Origin of the sequence: Mycobacterium sp. 94-17 (assembly GCF_035617725.1) — a bacterium.
Taxonomy (GTDB): Bacteria; Actinomycetota; Actinomycetes; order Mycobacteriales; family Mycobacteriaceae; genus Mycobacterium.
The window spans coordinates 76,234-90,375 of the sequence record NZ_JAPIYN010000008.1 but is presented as its reverse complement, the minus strand read 5'-3'; the positions used below and the strand labels follow the sequence as shown (position 1 = coordinate 90,375).

Annotated in this window: 14 protein-coding genes and 1 pseudogene; 11 read left to right on the top strand and 4 right to left on the bottom strand. The window is 62.8% G+C overall.

What is annotated here, in order from left to right; translation table 11 throughout:
• Positions 1 to 12 precede the first annotated feature (12 nt).
• Together OQ789_RS11815 and OQ789_RS11810 are read right to left on the bottom strand one after the other, a co-directional pair.
• Positions 13 to 345, bottom strand: a complete 333-nt coding sequence (locus OQ789_RS11815; protein ID WP_324685920.1) for a hypothetical protein — start codon at positions 343 to 345, stop codon at positions 13 to 15.
• 93 nt (positions 346 to 438) lie between these two features.
• A complete protein-coding gene (locus OQ789_RS11810; RefSeq protein ID WP_324685919.1) occupies positions 439 to 1,251 on the bottom strand; it encodes an enoyl-CoA hydratase/isomerase family protein in 813 nt (270 codons plus the stop codon).
• Positions 1,252 to 1,304: 53 nt separating this feature from the next.
• On the opposite strand from OQ789_RS11810, the gene OQ789_RS11805 reads away from it, so the two are divergent.
• From OQ789_RS11805 to OQ789_RS11780, 6 genes are all read left to right on the top strand, one after another.
• On the top strand, positions 1,305 to 2,090 hold the full coding sequence (locus OQ789_RS11805) for an enoyl-CoA hydratase-related protein (protein ID WP_324685918.1): 786 nt from the start codon (positions 1,305 to 1,307) through the stop codon (positions 2,088 to 2,090).
• Positions 2,091 to 2,406: 316 nt separating this feature from the next.
• The gene (locus OQ789_RS11800) at positions 2,407 to 2,865 is read left to right on the top strand and encodes an FAS1-like dehydratase domain-containing protein (RefSeq protein ID WP_324685916.1); all 459 of its coding nucleotides are present in this window, start codon (positions 2,407 to 2,409) and stop codon (positions 2,863 to 2,865) included.
• Positions 2,866 to 2,873: 8 nt separating this feature from the next.
• Positions 2,874 to 3,299, top strand: coding sequence for an acyl dehydratase (locus OQ789_RS11795; RefSeq protein WP_324685914.1), 426 nt, complete (start codon positions 2,874 to 2,876; stop codon positions 3,297 to 3,299).
• A gap of 26 nt (positions 3,300 to 3,325) precedes the next feature.
• Positions 3,326 to 4,531, top strand: a complete 1,206-nt coding sequence (locus OQ789_RS11790) for a thiolase family protein (protein WP_324685912.1) — start codon at positions 3,326 to 3,328, stop codon at positions 4,529 to 4,531.
• 30 nt (positions 4,532 to 4,561) lie between these two features.
• A complete protein-coding gene (locus OQ789_RS11785; RefSeq protein ID WP_324685910.1) occupies positions 4,562 to 4,966 on the top strand; it encodes a Zn-ribbon domain-containing OB-fold protein in 405 nt (134 codons plus the stop codon).
• Between the two features lie 29 nt (positions 4,967 to 4,995).
• A complete protein-coding gene (locus OQ789_RS11780) occupies positions 4,996 to 5,436 on the top strand; it encodes an acyl-CoA dehydrogenase family protein (RefSeq protein ID WP_324685909.1) in 441 nt (146 codons plus the stop codon).
• A gap of 201 nt (positions 5,437 to 5,637) precedes the next feature.
• Here OQ789_RS11780 and OQ789_RS11775 read toward each other — a convergent pair whose 3' ends face one another.
• Positions 5,638 to 6,249 carry a TetR/AcrR family transcriptional regulator gene (locus tag OQ789_RS11775; RefSeq protein ID WP_324685907.1) on the bottom strand — a complete coding sequence of 204 codons (612 nt, stop codon included), beginning with the start codon at positions 6,247 to 6,249 and terminating at the stop codon, positions 5,638 to 5,640.
• A gap of 212 nt (positions 6,250 to 6,461) precedes the next feature.
• On the opposite strand from OQ789_RS11775, the gene OQ789_RS11770 reads away from it, so the two are divergent.
• From OQ789_RS11770 to OQ789_RS11755, 4 genes are all read left to right on the top strand, one after another.
• Entirely contained in the window at positions 6,462 to 8,117 is a 1,656-nt protein-coding gene (locus OQ789_RS11770; RefSeq protein ID WP_324685905.1) for an acyl-CoA synthetase, read from the top strand.
• A 64-nt stretch (positions 8,118 to 8,181) separates the two neighbouring features.
• Positions 8,182 to 9,192: a Zn-ribbon domain-containing OB-fold protein gene (locus tag OQ789_RS11765; protein ID WP_420716102.1), complete on the top strand. Its 1,011-nt coding sequence runs from the start codon at positions 8,182 to 8,184 to the stop codon at positions 9,190 to 9,192.
• 42 nt (positions 9,193 to 9,234) lie between these two features.
• Entirely contained in the window at positions 9,235 to 10,305 is a 1,071-nt protein-coding gene (locus OQ789_RS11760; protein ID WP_324685903.1) for a thiolase domain-containing protein, read from the top strand.
• A gap of 28 nt (positions 10,306 to 10,333) precedes the next feature.
• Positions 10,334 to 11,503: a thiolase domain-containing protein gene (locus OQ789_RS11755; protein ID WP_324685901.1), complete on the top strand. Its 1,170-nt coding sequence runs from the start codon at positions 10,334 to 10,336 to the stop codon at positions 11,501 to 11,503.
• A 53-nt stretch (positions 11,504 to 11,556) separates the two neighbouring features.
• On the opposite strand, the pseudogene OQ789_RS11750 reads toward OQ789_RS11755, so the two are convergent.
• Positions 11,557 to 11,700 (bottom strand): annotated as a pseudogene (locus tag OQ789_RS11750) (dehydrogenase); the annotation flags it as partial.
• 316 nt (positions 11,701 to 12,016) lie between these two features.
• Here OQ789_RS11750 and OQ789_RS11745 point away from each other — a divergent pair.
• Positions 12,017 to 13,750, top strand: coding sequence for a DUF3556 domain-containing protein (locus OQ789_RS11745; protein ID WP_324685900.1), 1,734 nt, complete (start codon positions 12,017 to 12,019; stop codon positions 13,748 to 13,750).
• Positions 13,751 to 14,142: the final 392 nt, after the last annotated feature.

Below are 14,142 nucleotides of genomic sequence, written 5' to 3'. Positions count from 1 at the left end.
ATTGCATGCGTGTCAACGGGTCGCACTGCTGTCGGTCGTCGGTCCGATCAGCGCGGCGCTGTGCAGATCGTCGATCTCATCGCTGCAATAGTCGAGTCCGGCAAGGACGGAGTCGGTGTACTCACCGAGTTGAGGCACCGCGCCCACCGGAAATTCGTAGCCGGAGATGACCGGTGGCGGCAGCAACGCTGAAATCGCTCCGGTGGGTGAGTTGATTCGACGCCCCCGGTCGCGGTCGGACAACTGCCGATGCCGGGCCACCTCGGTCGGCAGGTTGAAGCGGCGTTGCCCGATCCTCACGTCGTCGGCGGCCTGCTGTACCTGCTCGAGGTCACCCTGCGCCAAAGCCGGCGAGGGTGCGGGTGCACATCGGCGCAGACACCGCCTGCTCGAGCGTCACCACCGTGATTCCGGACAGCGGCGCCGATGTACCGGTGCTCATTGACCGGTGAACTCCGGCGGACGCTTGGCGATAAAAGCGCGAAGCCCTTCCTTGAAATCCGGGCTACGCGAACTTAATTCGAGTGCCAATGCCTCCGATTCGAGTTGCTCGCCCAGCGTATGCTCAGCGCTGGCATTCAGCAGATGCCGGGTCAACCCCAGCGCTACGGTCGGGCCCGCGGCCAGCCTCGACGCCAATTGATGCGCGGCCTCGTCGACGGCTTCATCATCGAGCGCCTGGTAGACGATGCCGCACTCCACGGCCTGCGCACCCGTCAATCGTTCGCCGAGGAGCAACATGCGGCGCGCCCATACGGGGCCGACCACACGCGGCAACAGCCAGGTACATCCGCTGTCCGGCGTCATCCCGCGCGAGGAAAAGGGCTCCCACAACGTTGCGGTGCTGCTCGCCACGACGAAATCACAAGCAAGCAGAATCTGGAGGCCGATGCCGACGGCGTATCCGTGTACCGCCGCGATGATGGGCAGCTGCAATTCGGCCAGCAGCGGGATCAAGGCGTGCGCCTGATGCGGCAGGCGACGCTGGATGGATCCCACCCGCGGCCGTGTGGTCGCGCCGGCGTTGCGGTCGACGATGTCGAAACCGCTGCAGAAGTCGCCGTTCGCGCCCGCAAGAAGGACCGCGCGCACTTCATCGTCGGTACTGGCGGTGCGCAACGCCGCGATGAGATGGGCCACCGTGTTGTCGTTGAGCGCGTTGCGCCGCGAAGCGTCGTCCATCGTCAAGGTCAGGATCCCATTCCGAAGACCGACATCGAGACCTGGCACGCCCTGGTAGCTCACCGTCATGGCATTAGTATAAAGATACTTGTAATTGAGCCCCGGTCAGTCGAGGAGAGTGCATGACAGACCCAGCTGGATCGACCGACGGTCGCCGAGTCTCCCTCGCGATCGCCGACGGTGTTGCGACCCTCACGCTGGCCGATCCCGAACATCGCAATTGCGTGTCCGCGCAGATGAGCGGTGACGTCGAGGAGGCATGCCAAGCGATCGACGACACGAGGGACGTCCGCGTCGTCGTGCTGCAGGCGCACGGGCCGGTGTTTTCTGCAGGTGGGGACATCGACAGCCTGGAACGACGCGATGTTCCGCTAGAACAGCTGTATCGAGGGTTCACCGCGCTCGCGACACTGACTGTGCCGACCTTGGCGATGGTGAACGGACCTGTGATCGGGGCAGGGCTCAATTTCGCGTTGGCGTGTGACGTGATCGTCGCCGCGGAGTCGGCCTACTTCGAATCCCGTTTCCTCGACATCGGCATCCACCCCGGCGGCGGTGTGCTCTGGGCACTCACACAGCGCGGAGGGCGCCAAATGGCTGCGGCGATGGCGCTTTTCGGCGAACGGTTGGCGTCGCACGACGCCCATCGGCTCGGCCTGGTGTGGCAAGTAGTGCCCGACGGCGAGCTCAACGAAGTCGGTGAGCAGATGGCGGCAACGGTTGCGCGCCGGCCGGTCGACTTGCTGCGGCGGACGAAAGCATCGTTGGGTGCCAGTGCGCCCCTGACCAATCGCCGCGATGCGGTCGATCTCGAGGCTGTCGCTCAGGGATGGTCGATGCAGCAACCCGCGTTCCACGCCGGAGTGGCAGCGCTCAGAGCCCGACTCCAAGGACAGGCCGAAGACTGACCCCTGCCAGTCCGGCAAAAATTGAAATTAGGTTCTCATTCTATTAATGTCGTTAGCCGTGGTCCCATCACCAGCGCACACATGAAGGCGGTGGACCTACCGCGCATGCTTTCGTTCGCCGGAAGCTCAGCGGTGGACTTCGCGACATCAAACGTGATCGTGATTGAGGATCCGCGGTCGACGCCGCGGCCAGCACCAACCGGGCGCTCATCGTGCACTGCGAGAAGTTCGCGGCCGCGGGGACACAAACGGTGAACGGAGGGCAGTCGACCTGACCGACACAACAGATTCACTCATTCCCGAGGAGGCCGCCGCAATGATCGGCACCTCGATCGGCGGTGGTAGCGGCACAATCGCAGCACGAGAGTTTCAAAGGTGGTGTGCCGCAGTCGGTGACCACAACCCGTTGTATTTCGATGCCGCAGTCGCCCGCGACCACGGCTATCGCGACATCATTGCGCCGCCGCTGTACCTCCAACACTGCTTGGACACCGTGAGGTTCCTCGAAGACCTCGCCGCCGATGGCACCCCACGCGGCGCCGACTCCATCCCCTTGCCGCACACGCCGCGACTGATGGCCGGTGGTGACAGCTGGGAATTCCACGCCGTCGCCTATCCCGGTGACCGAATCACTTCCGGCATCAGGTTGCTCGACATCCAGCAGAAGCAGGGCCGTTCGGGCCCCTTTCTGCTGATCACCTGGCGTACCACCTACACCAACCAACATGAGCAACTCGTCGCCGTCAGCGACGAGACAATGCTCGCCCGTCCCTGAGGAGCGCAATGCCCGGCGACCCGCAGTCCTCCCCTGTGCAGCGTGGCGATGTGCTGCCAGAACTGACCGTGCAGATCGACAACCGACGGATGTTCTTTTTCGCCGCCGCGGTCTACAACGGCCATCGCATTCACTACGACCACACATGGACCACCCAGCAGGAGGGCTATCCAAACCTCATAGTGCAGGGCCATCTACAGTCCGGGCTGCTCGCGCGGGTGGTGACGGATTGGGCAGGTCCAGGGGGGCGCGTGGAGAAGTTCAACGTGCAGAACCGGGGCGCCGCCTTCGCGGGTGACACCCTGGTGTTCGGCGGCCGAGTCGAATCAGTGATGTCTGAGGGTGGGCGCACCGTCGTGGAGCTGGCATTGCACGGTATGCGCGACGGCGAGGTCATCCTGCCGGGATCCGCAACGGTTTCGTTGGCGGCCTGACCGTACTGAGAAAGGACAAGTCCAACATGGGTCTGAAGGGCGAGGCCGCCATCGTCGGTTTCCACGAGCTGCCCGCGACGCGCAAGTTGGCGGGTCCGCCGGAGTTCATCATCGAACAGTGGGCACGGCTGGCCGCCGCAGCGGTCGCCGACTCCGGCCTGACCGTCGACCAGGTAGACGGCCTGGTCACCTGCGGGGTGATGGAGTCGCAGCTCTTTGTCCCGTCCACGGTCGCCGAGTACTTAGGCCTACAGGTGAATTTCGCCGAGATCGTGGACCTCGGTGGCGCGTCGGCGGCGGCCATGGTGTGGCGCGCCGCCGCGGCGATCGAACTCGGGATCTGCAAGGCGGTGCTGTGTGCGATACCGGCCACCTACCTGACCCCGATGTCAGAAAAACGGCTACCTGACATGGGCGATGCGCTGTACTTCGGCGCCTCGAGCTTCAGATACGGATCACCGCAGGCCGAGTTCGAAATTCCCTACGGCTATCTCGGGCAGAACGGACCATACGCACAAGTCGCCCAGATGTACGCCGCCGCATACGGTTACGACGAGCGCGCCATGGCAAAAATCGTCGTCGACCAGCGCACCAACGCCAATCACACCCCAGGTGCGGTCTTTAGGGACAAACCCATCACCGTTGACGACGTACTCAACAGCCCGATCATCGCCTCGCCCCTGCACATGCTCGAGATCGTCATGCCATGCATGGGAGGTTCCGCGGTGTTGGTGACCAACGCCGAGTTGGCCCGCAAGAGTCGCCACCGTCCGGTGTGGATCGAGGGATTCGGCGAACGCGTCCCCTACAAGTCGCCGGCCTATGCCAAGGACCCGCTGCAGACTCCGATGACGAAGGTGGCCGCCTCGGCGTTCGGGATGGCCGGTATCACGCCGACCGACGTCGACATGGTGTCGATCTACGACTGCTACACCATTACCGCCCTGTTGACCTTGGAGGACGCCGGATTCTGCGACAAGGGCAAGGGAATGCAATTTGTCACCGATCATGACCTGACGTTCCGCGGCGACTTTCCGATGAACACCGCGGGCGGCCAGCTCGGCTACGGCCAGCCCGGCAATTCCGGTGGTATGCACCACATCTGCGACGCCAGCAGGCAATTGATGGGCCGCGCGGGCGAAACCCAGTTACCTGAGTGCAACCGGGCCTTCGTCTCGGGTAACGGCGGAGTGCTCTCCGAACAGGAAGCTCTCGTCTTAGTGGGCGACTAGTCAACCAGAAGGTTAGCGATGACAATTCCGATGAGCAGACCCATGCCCCTGCCGACGCCGGTCTCCCAACCGTACTGGGATGGCCTGAGCCGCCACGAAGTCTGGATCCAGTACTCGCCCTCGCTCGGCGAGTATGTCTACTATCCGCGGATATTGGCCCCCGGCACACTGGCCGACGATCTGGAATGGCGGCAGATTTCCGGGGCCGGCACGCTGGTGAGCTTCGCTGTGGCCCGACGACCGGTGGCGCCCCAGTTCGCAGCCGATGTCCCGCAGATTCTCGGTGTTGTCGAATGGGATGAGGGTCCGCGGTTTGCCACCGAACTCGTCGACATCGACGAATCAGCACTGCGAGTCGGCATGCCGGTGGCGCCGGTCTTCACTGACTACCCGGACGACGGCGTGACTCTGTTGCGTTACACGGCGAAACGGTAATCCCAAGACTCCGTGAGGAACTCACCACTGTGGCTCTTGCTCTAACCGACGAACAACATCATCTCGCCGGGGCGATGGCCGGCTTCGCCGCCCGCCACACATCGATGGATCAGACGCGCGCAACGCTCGAGGCGATGTCCGCGGGTGAGCGACCCGACTTCTGGGAAGCCCGGGTGGCGCAGGGCTGGCATGCCATCTACCTATCCGCCGAGATCGGGGGCCAGGGCGGGGAACTCGCCGATGCGGCGTGTGTCATGGACACTGCCGGATACGCGTTGCTGCCAGGCCCGCTGTTGCCGACCGTGATCGCCGGTGCGATCGTCCTCACCGCCGCGCGCGGATCCGCAGCCACGGCGGTGACGACCGACATCGCCCGCGGCGCTACGGCCGTCGCTCTGCTACCGGATGCGTCCTCGCTGTCATTGAATTCCTTCTTGACCGCGCTCGCGACAGCAACGCCCAGCGAATAGCCCGACGAAGTCTCAACGAAATCACCTGGGCGGCATGACATGGCACAGACATCGACATGGACGCATTACCACAAGCCGCGTCGATCGACATTGCGACGCTCCGCGAACAAGACCCGCTCGCTCCTTCCGGTTCCTCGCGGGCCGCGCGAACAGACAAGCAGCGACATCGCGCCAAGACGAGCTATCGCGTCGGATAACTGACTAGTGACGTTGATCGGCAGGAAGACGTGTGGCGACCATGTCGATGAACGCATCGGCGATCCGGTAGACCTCGGCGATCGGATGTCGCCTCAGCGTCGCCTCCGTGAGCATCGTGTTGACGATCCCCCACAGCATGAGCGCCGCGTCTGACGCACCCGTCTGGCCCATGGCGGCGAAGTCCTCGGCCAGCGACTGCACGGCCACACGAGCGAATTGCGCCATGATCTCCTGGGCGTTGACATCGTTGGCGTTTTGCAGCGCGATGACGACCTTGAAGAATTGCGGGCGTCGTTCAAAGCTCGCGATGATCCCGCGCATCTTGGTCCGAATGCGCAATTCTGCTGGACGCGTATCGTTTTCGGCTGACCCGACGACCGGCTGGGCCCACTGCAACAACACCGCCGCGTAGATGTGTTCTTTGGACGTGAAATAGCGGTACAACGTCCCGAGTGCGACATCGGCGCTCTCGGCCACGTCACGCATCTGGATCTGGTCGTATTCGTTGTCCCTGAGCCCATCTAGGGCAGCCCGCACGATCTGTGCGCGTCGTGCGAGCTTGTAGCCGGGCACATCGGCCAGCTTTCCCTCGGCTGATGTACCGGGCTGCGTCATGCTCACCTCTTCCTATGACGGTCGCCAAAACAATAATCGCATTCTAACTTGCTGGGCCAGTCTTGCTGAGGTCGGCGGGCGTCCGTCGGGCCACCGATCGCCCGCATAGCACAATGTGAAGGGCTGTTAGGCCGAAAGCGGGCGCCCGAACGCCCTTGACTAGACACAAGCACTGACTTGTCAAATCAGAAACTCCGTTCTAATTTATCTACGTGGCTTTGAACCTTGCTGATCTGGCTGAGCACGCCATCGACGCGGTTCCCGAACGGACAGCGTTGATCTGCGGGGATGACAGACTGACCTACGCTGATTTGGAAGACCGAGCCAATCGATTCGCTCACTATTTGATCGCCCGCGGCGTGGGTAAGGGCGACAAGGTTGGCCTGTATTGCCGCAATCGCATCGAGATGGTCGTGGCGATGGTGGGCATCGTGAAGGCCGGCGCCATCCTGGTCAACATCAACTTCCGATACGTGGAAGCCGAACTACGCTACATGTTCAACGACTCCGACATGGTTGCCGTCGTACACGAGCGTCAGTACGCCGACCGGGTCGCCAACGTGCTCGCCGAAACACCGGCCGTGAAGACGGCGATCGTGATCGATGATGGCAGCGGAAAAGACATCTCGGGCTACGGCGGCGTCGACTTCAAGGCGGCGCTGGCAGCGTCGCCGGCCAGTCGTGACTTTGGACGATTGCGCAGCGACGACGATATCTACCTGCTCTACACCGGCGGCACCACCGGTTTCCCCAAAGGCGTCATGTGGCGCCATGAGGACATTTTCCGCGCACTCTTCGGCGGTGTCGACTACGTCACCGGCAACGAGCTCGGCGAGTTCGACCTGGCCGACGAGGCGGCCAAAGCGTCACCCATGGTGCGCTTTCCGATACCGCCGATGATCCATGGTGCGTCACAGTCGGCGACCTGGCTGTCACTGTTCGGCGGTCACACGATCATCCTCGAGCCGGATTTCGACGCCGACACGGTATGGCGCACCATCGAGAAGCACAAGGTGAACATGATCTTTTTCACCGGGGACGCGATGGCTCGCCCACTATTGGACGCGCTGGTAACCACCCAACGGCGACGCGAGACGTATAACCTGTCCAGCCTGCAGATCCTCGCTAGCGCCGCGGCGCTGTTCTCCCCCACAGTTCGTGATCAATTGGTGGAGCACTTGCCGAACCGAATCTTCATCGACAACATCGGGTCATCGGAGACCGGGCACGGTGGCACCGCGATCTTGACGAAAGGGCAGCACAACACCGGAGGTGCGCGCGTGAGCGCCGCGAAGTCCACCGTCGTGCTCGACGAAAACGGCGATGAGGTCACCGCCGGCTCCGGAGTTGTCGGGATGATCGCCAAGAGTGGACGCATCCCGCTGGGCTATTACAAGGATGACGCTAAGACCGCTGCCACCTTCAAAGTGATCAACGGCGTTCGCTACGCGATGCCCGGCGACTATGCGCGGGTGGAGGCCGACGGCAGCGTAACCATGCTGGGCCGCGGCTCGGTGTCTATCAACAGCGGCGGGGAAAAGATCTACCCCGAAGAGGTCGAGGCCGCGCTCAAGGGGCACGCAGACGTTTTCGACGCCCTGGTCGTCGGAGTCCCCGACGCCCGGTTCGGTCAGCACGTGGCGGCGCTGGTGCAACCACGACAAGGGGCTAGCCCGACGCTGCTTGACCTCGATGCGTTCGTCCGATCGGAGATCGCGGGCTTCAAGGTGCCGCGCAGCCTGTGGATCGTCGATGAGGTCAAACGCACCCCCGCCGGCAAGCCGGATTACCGCTGGGCGCAAGAGCATACGCAGACGCGTCCGGCAGACGAAGTCCACCCCAAGCACGCCGATCCCGTCGACCGATGACCGTCGCGAGTTCGCGTCAGGGGCACCTGATCATACTTTTTGTCGAAACTGTATGATCGATGCCGTGACCGCCACACACAGAAGTACGCCCGAGATCGACCGAAGTGTGCCGCCGTTGTCGGCGCCCCTGAGGCTGTCGTACGACTACACGCGCTCGGTTGGCCCGGTGCTGGGTCAGTTCTTCACCGCGCTGCGGGACCGACGAATCCTGGGCGTGCGTGGAGCCGATGGGCGGGTGCACGTGCCGCCCGCCGAGTTCGACCCCGTGACCTGTGAGCCGCTGACTGAACTGGTGCCGGTGGACAGTGTGGGCACGGTGGTGTCGTGGGGATGGCAACCCGCGCCGCTCGAAGGCCAGCCCCTGGACCGGCCCTTCGCATTCGCCTTGATCAAACTCGACGGTGCCGACACACCGATGCTGCACGTCATCGACGCGGGTGATCCCACCAAAATCGATATAGGTGCACGGGTGCGTGTGCACTGGGTGGACGAGCCCATCGGCGCGATCACCGACATCGCGTACTTCGAATTCGGCGACGAACCCGAGTTTCTGGAGACGGGTGCCAATGCCGATCGAGACCCGGTGACGATGATCGTCACCCCAGTGTCAGTCGAAATACAGCACAGCGCCTCCTGCGAGGAGAGCACCTACCTGAGAGCGCTGCAGGAGGGCAGGTTACTGGGCGCACGTACGGTGGGTGCCGATGGTCAACAGGGGAAGGTGTATTTTCCGCCGCACGGCGGCGCCGACCCCGCGACCGGCCAGCCCTACGGTGAAATGGTCGAACTGCCCGACACCGGCACTGTGACCACCTTCGCGATCATTAATATCCCGTTCGCCGGCCAGAAGATCAAACCGCCCTATGTTGCGGCCTACATCCTCTTGGACGGCGCTGACATTCCGTTCCTGCATCTCGTGACCGAGATCGAAGCCGCCGAGGTCCGCATGGGAATGCGGGTGAAAGCCGTGTGGAAGCCGCGCGAGGAATGGGACTTAGGCATCGACAACATCGACCACTTCCGGCCGACAGGTGAGCCAGACGCCGAGTACGACACCTACAAACATCACCTGTAACGGGCCCGAAAGGCACCCAGGCCAAAAGGAGAGCACACCGCCATGACCGACCCTGCCGAAAGGGACGTCGCTGTCGTCGGTTTCGCCCACGCACCGCACGTTCGCCGCACGGATGGCACGACCAACGGGGTCGAGATGCTGATCCCGTGCTTCAGCCAGCTCTATGACGATCTCGGTATCACCAAGGCCGACATTGGCTTCTGGTGCTCGGGATCATCGGACTACCTTGCCGGCCGGGCATTTTCGTTCGTATCGGCAATCGATTCTATCGGAGCGGTGCCACCGATCAACGAATCACACGTCGAGATGGACGCAGCGTGGGCGCTCTACGAGGCTTATATCAAGCTCTTGACCGGAGAGGTCGACACCGCACTGGTCTACGGGTTCGGCAAGTCGAGCGCTGGCATCCTGCGGCGGGTACTGGCCCTGCAAACCGATCCGTACACCGTGGCACCGCTGTGGCCTGATGCGGTATCGATTGCCGGTGTGCAGGCACAACTGGGCCTCAACGCCGGGATGTGGAGCGCGGCTGAGATGGCGCAGGTGGCCCTGGACTCGATGAACGCAGCCGGGCGCACCGACTCTGAGAAGCCCGCGAAAACCGTCGAGGAGCTGTTGGCGCGACCCTACTTCGCACAACCGTTGCGCCGCCACGACATCGCACCGGTCACCGACGGCGCGTCGGCTATCGTGCTCGCCGCCGGCGACAGAGCGCGCGAGATGCAAGCAAACCCCGCATGGATCACCGGCTTTGAGCACCAGATCGAGACTGCAGCGCTGGGTGCTCGTGACCTCACGCTGTCCCCGTCGACCGCGGCATCAGCCAAAGCTGCCACCGACGGCGATGTGAAATCCATTGAGGTGGCAGAGATCTACGCCCCTTTCACTCATCAGCACCTGATTTTGAACGAGGCGATCGGTCTTTCGTCCTCGACCAAGGTGAACCCGTCCGGAGGCACGCTGGCCGCCAACCCGATGTTCTCGGCGGGTCTGGAGCGCATCGGCTTCGCCGCGCGCCAGATCCTCGACGGGTCAGCACAACGTGTGCTCGCGCACGCAACGAGTGGCCCTGCGCTGCAACAGAATTTGATCGCGGTAATGGAGGGACGCTGATGAGCATTTGCCTGAAGGGAAGAAGGCGATGAGCAAGCGCCTCGCCGCGGTGCTGGGTACCGGGCAGACCAAGTACGTAGCCAAGCGCAAAGACGTATCGATGAACGGACTGGTGCGCGAAGCAATCGATAAGGCATTGGCCGACTCTGGCGCGACGATGTCCGACATCGACGCTGTCGTCGTCGGCAAGGCGCCCGACCTGTTCGAGGGCTCGATGATGCCCGAGCTGTTCATGGCCGACGCAGTCGGCGCCGTGGGCAAGCCCCTGATCCGGGTGCACACCGCGGGTTCGGTGGGTGGGTCCACCGGTGTGGTCGCGGCAAGCCTCGTGCAGTCCGGCAAATACCGCCGGGTGTTGGCGATGGCGTGGGAGAAGCAATCCGAATCCGACGCGATGTGGGCACTTTCGATACCTGTGCCATTCATGAAGCCGGTGGGCGCGGGTGCGGGCGGTTATTTCGCGCCGCACGTGCGCGCATACATCCGGCGATCCGGTGCACCCGACAACATCGGCGCGATGGTGGCGGTCAAGGACCGGCTCAACGGGTCGCGCAATCCGCTGGCTCATCTGCACCAGCCCGACATCACGCTGGACAAGGTGATGTCATCGATGATGTTGTGGGACCCGATCCGATTCGATGAAACCTGTCCCTCCTCCGATGGCGCCTGCGCGCTCGTTATCGGCGACGAGCAGCTCGCCGACAAGCGCATCGCCGAAGGACACCCCATCGCCTGGATCCGTGCCACCTCGTTGCGTACGGAGCCGGTGATCTTCGCCGGTCGCGACCAGGTCAACACACACTCAGGCCGCGAAGCGGCTGCCGCATTGTGGAAAGCCGCCGGAATCACCAGCCCCATCGATGAGATCGATGTCGCCGAGATCTACGTGCCGTTCTCCTGGTTCGAACCCATCCACCTCGAAAACCTCGGTTTCACTGCCCACGGCGAGGGCTGGAAACTCACCGAGGCCGGCGAGACGTCGATCGGCGGCAGACTGCCCGTCAACCCCTCCGGGGGAGTGCTCTGCTCCAATCCCATTGGCGCCTCGGGTCTCATCCGGTTCGCCGAATCGGCAATCCAAGTCATGGGCAAGGCCGGCGAGCACCAGGTCGAGGGCGCCCGAACCGCGCTGGGCCACGCCTACGGCGGTGGCTCGCAGTACTACTCGATGTGGGTCGTCTCGTCGGACAGGCCCTGACACCATCGCACAGCCACGACCGAAAGCAGGTCGACACATGAAGACCAAAGGCGCTCGCCGTCGTAGAAATGCAAGTCCGACCCGCATATCGCCGCGGCGCTGACCTGGACAATGGCGCCGTCAGACCCTGACAGTTCTGGATCAGGCCGCGATTCGACACGGACTTGTCCGGGTGTATCGATAACAACGCTCCGCATAGTGATCCACACCCTTCTCGGCACCTTCTCGGCGCCTACGCCGCGATTGTGATGCCAGCCGCCGGTTGTGCAGTGCGAACGGGCACAGACCATACGCCTGATCGATCAGCGTATGGCGAGGTACTGGTCTCGTCAACAAGCGGCATGAAATGCGCCATGACGGCCCAAGGGCATTCAGTCGGCAAGCGATAGCTCACAGCGATTGGCTGTGGCGGGAGACTACCCTATGGGTAGACGCTGGCTCTATTATGTCTAGCGAGTGTTGCCCGTCGAACGGAAGTTCGGCGAACTAGGTCGTCCGCGTGGAGGTGCGGTAATGAGTTTTTTCAAGCAAGTCGTGCCCGAGCTGGATCTTGTCGAGTGGCGCAAGGGTTCCCGCGCACAACGAATTCGTCCCATCACTCGCCATTGGGCTGAGGTGGGGTTCGGCACCCCGGTGGCACTTCACTTGTTCTATGTCCTCAAGATCTGCCTCTACATCCTGGGCGGATGGCTAGTGGTCCTGACGACCAAGGGCATCGACGGCTTCACGGACGTGGGGACCTGGTGGACCGAGCCCATTGTTTTTCAGAAGGTCGTGCTGTACACCATGCTCTTCGAAGTGATCGGGCTCGGTTGCGGATTCGGCCCACTGAACAACCGCATCATGCCGCCCATGGGATCCATCATCTACTGGGTGCGGCCCGGAACGATCCGGCTTCCCCCGTGGCCGCGGTGGATCCCGTTGACCAGAGGCACGGATCGCACCCCATTCGACGTCGCGCTCTACATTGCGTTAATGGCCATGTTGGGCTGGACGATTTTCAGTGACGGCGCCGGGCCGGTCGCATCGCTGAATACCGGGGTGGGCCTGCTACCGGTATGGCAGATCGCCACGATCCTTGGCCTGCTGGCGGTCGCCGGTCTCCGCGACAAGGTGATCTTCCTTGCCGCTCGCGGCGAGGTCTATGCCCCCTTGACGGTGACCTTCTTGTTCGGCGGTGTCGACATGATCGTGGCCGCCAAACTCATCTTCTTGGTGATCTGGCTGGGTGCCGCCACCTCAAAGCTCAATCACCACTTTCCTTTCGTGATGTCGACGATGATGTCCAACAGCCCGGTGGTTCGCCCCAAAGCGCTCAAACGCATGTTCTTCGAGAAGTTCCCCGACGACATGCGACCTGGTCGGCTGGCCCGTGTTTTCGCGCACATCAGCACCGCCGTCGAGATGCTCGTTCCGCTGGCCTTGTTCTTCAGCACCGGAAACTGGGTCACCACCATCGCGGCCACCGTGATGGTCATCTTCCACCTTGGGATCCTCTCGTCCATCCCGATGGGGGTTCCCCTGGAGTGGAATGTGTTCATGATCTTTGGTGTCATCACACTGTTTGTCGCGCATCCCACTTGGGGTCTGCGAGCCATCACCAACCCCTTCCCCGTCGCGCTGTTGTTCGCCGTCAGCGCCGGTACGGTGGTGCTGGGCAACCTGTACCCGCGCAAAATCGCGTTCCTGCCCGGAATGCGCTATTACGCCGGCAACTGGGACACCACCATGTGGTGTCTAACGCCCTCCGCGCAGGCCAAACTCGACGCTGGCGTGTGGTCGGTGCCCAGCATGCCACCAGAACAACTTGAGAGGCTCTTCGGAGAGGACCAAGCTGAGGTCGCCACATACCAAGGATTCGCCTTCCGTGCGATGAACACTCACGGACGGGCGCTGTTCACCCTTGTCCACCGGGTGCTGTTCGACAAGGACGAGAACGACTACGAGATCGTCGACGGTGAACGACTCTGCAGCACCGTCATCGGATGGAATTTCGGCGACGGCCACATGCATGGCGAACAGCTCATCAACGCCCTGCAACAGCGTTGTGCATTCGATCCCGGCGAGGTGCGGGTGATCCTGCTCGACGCCCAGCCGATCCATCAACAGCGTCAGCGATATCGTCTATTCGATGCTGCTACAGGCGAATTCGAGAGCGGTTACATCAGGATTGCCGATACGGTGTCGCGTCAACCCTGGGATGATGATGTACCTGTCCACCTGGACAGCGAACGACAAAGGAGCTAGTTGCAACGGTTGGGGCCCAGATGCGTTCGCGACGTAATCTGCGCGCGGCCTGCGCGGAGGGCTGGCCAGTCCGGTCTCACCTTCGCCAACGATGACGAATTGCGTTGCAGCCATGTAAGCCACGTAGCCGGCTGGACCGGCCACCACCAGACGTCGCATCCTCTGAACGGTGAGTCCTAGCTGTCACGACACCTAGCCCTTAGGACCGTCTCGATACCCCCGTTCACCAACACACGTTCCGCGTGTTGACAGGAAACGCCGGCGCAACGGCGGGCTCGAGCCGCCCAGGTATCGCAAAGTGCGCCGCGCCCACCGCTGCGAGAGCTAGCCCTACTCGCTTCGCCATCCTGTTGCCTAACTCAGGCATTCCAAATCCTTTCTCCACAGCCACT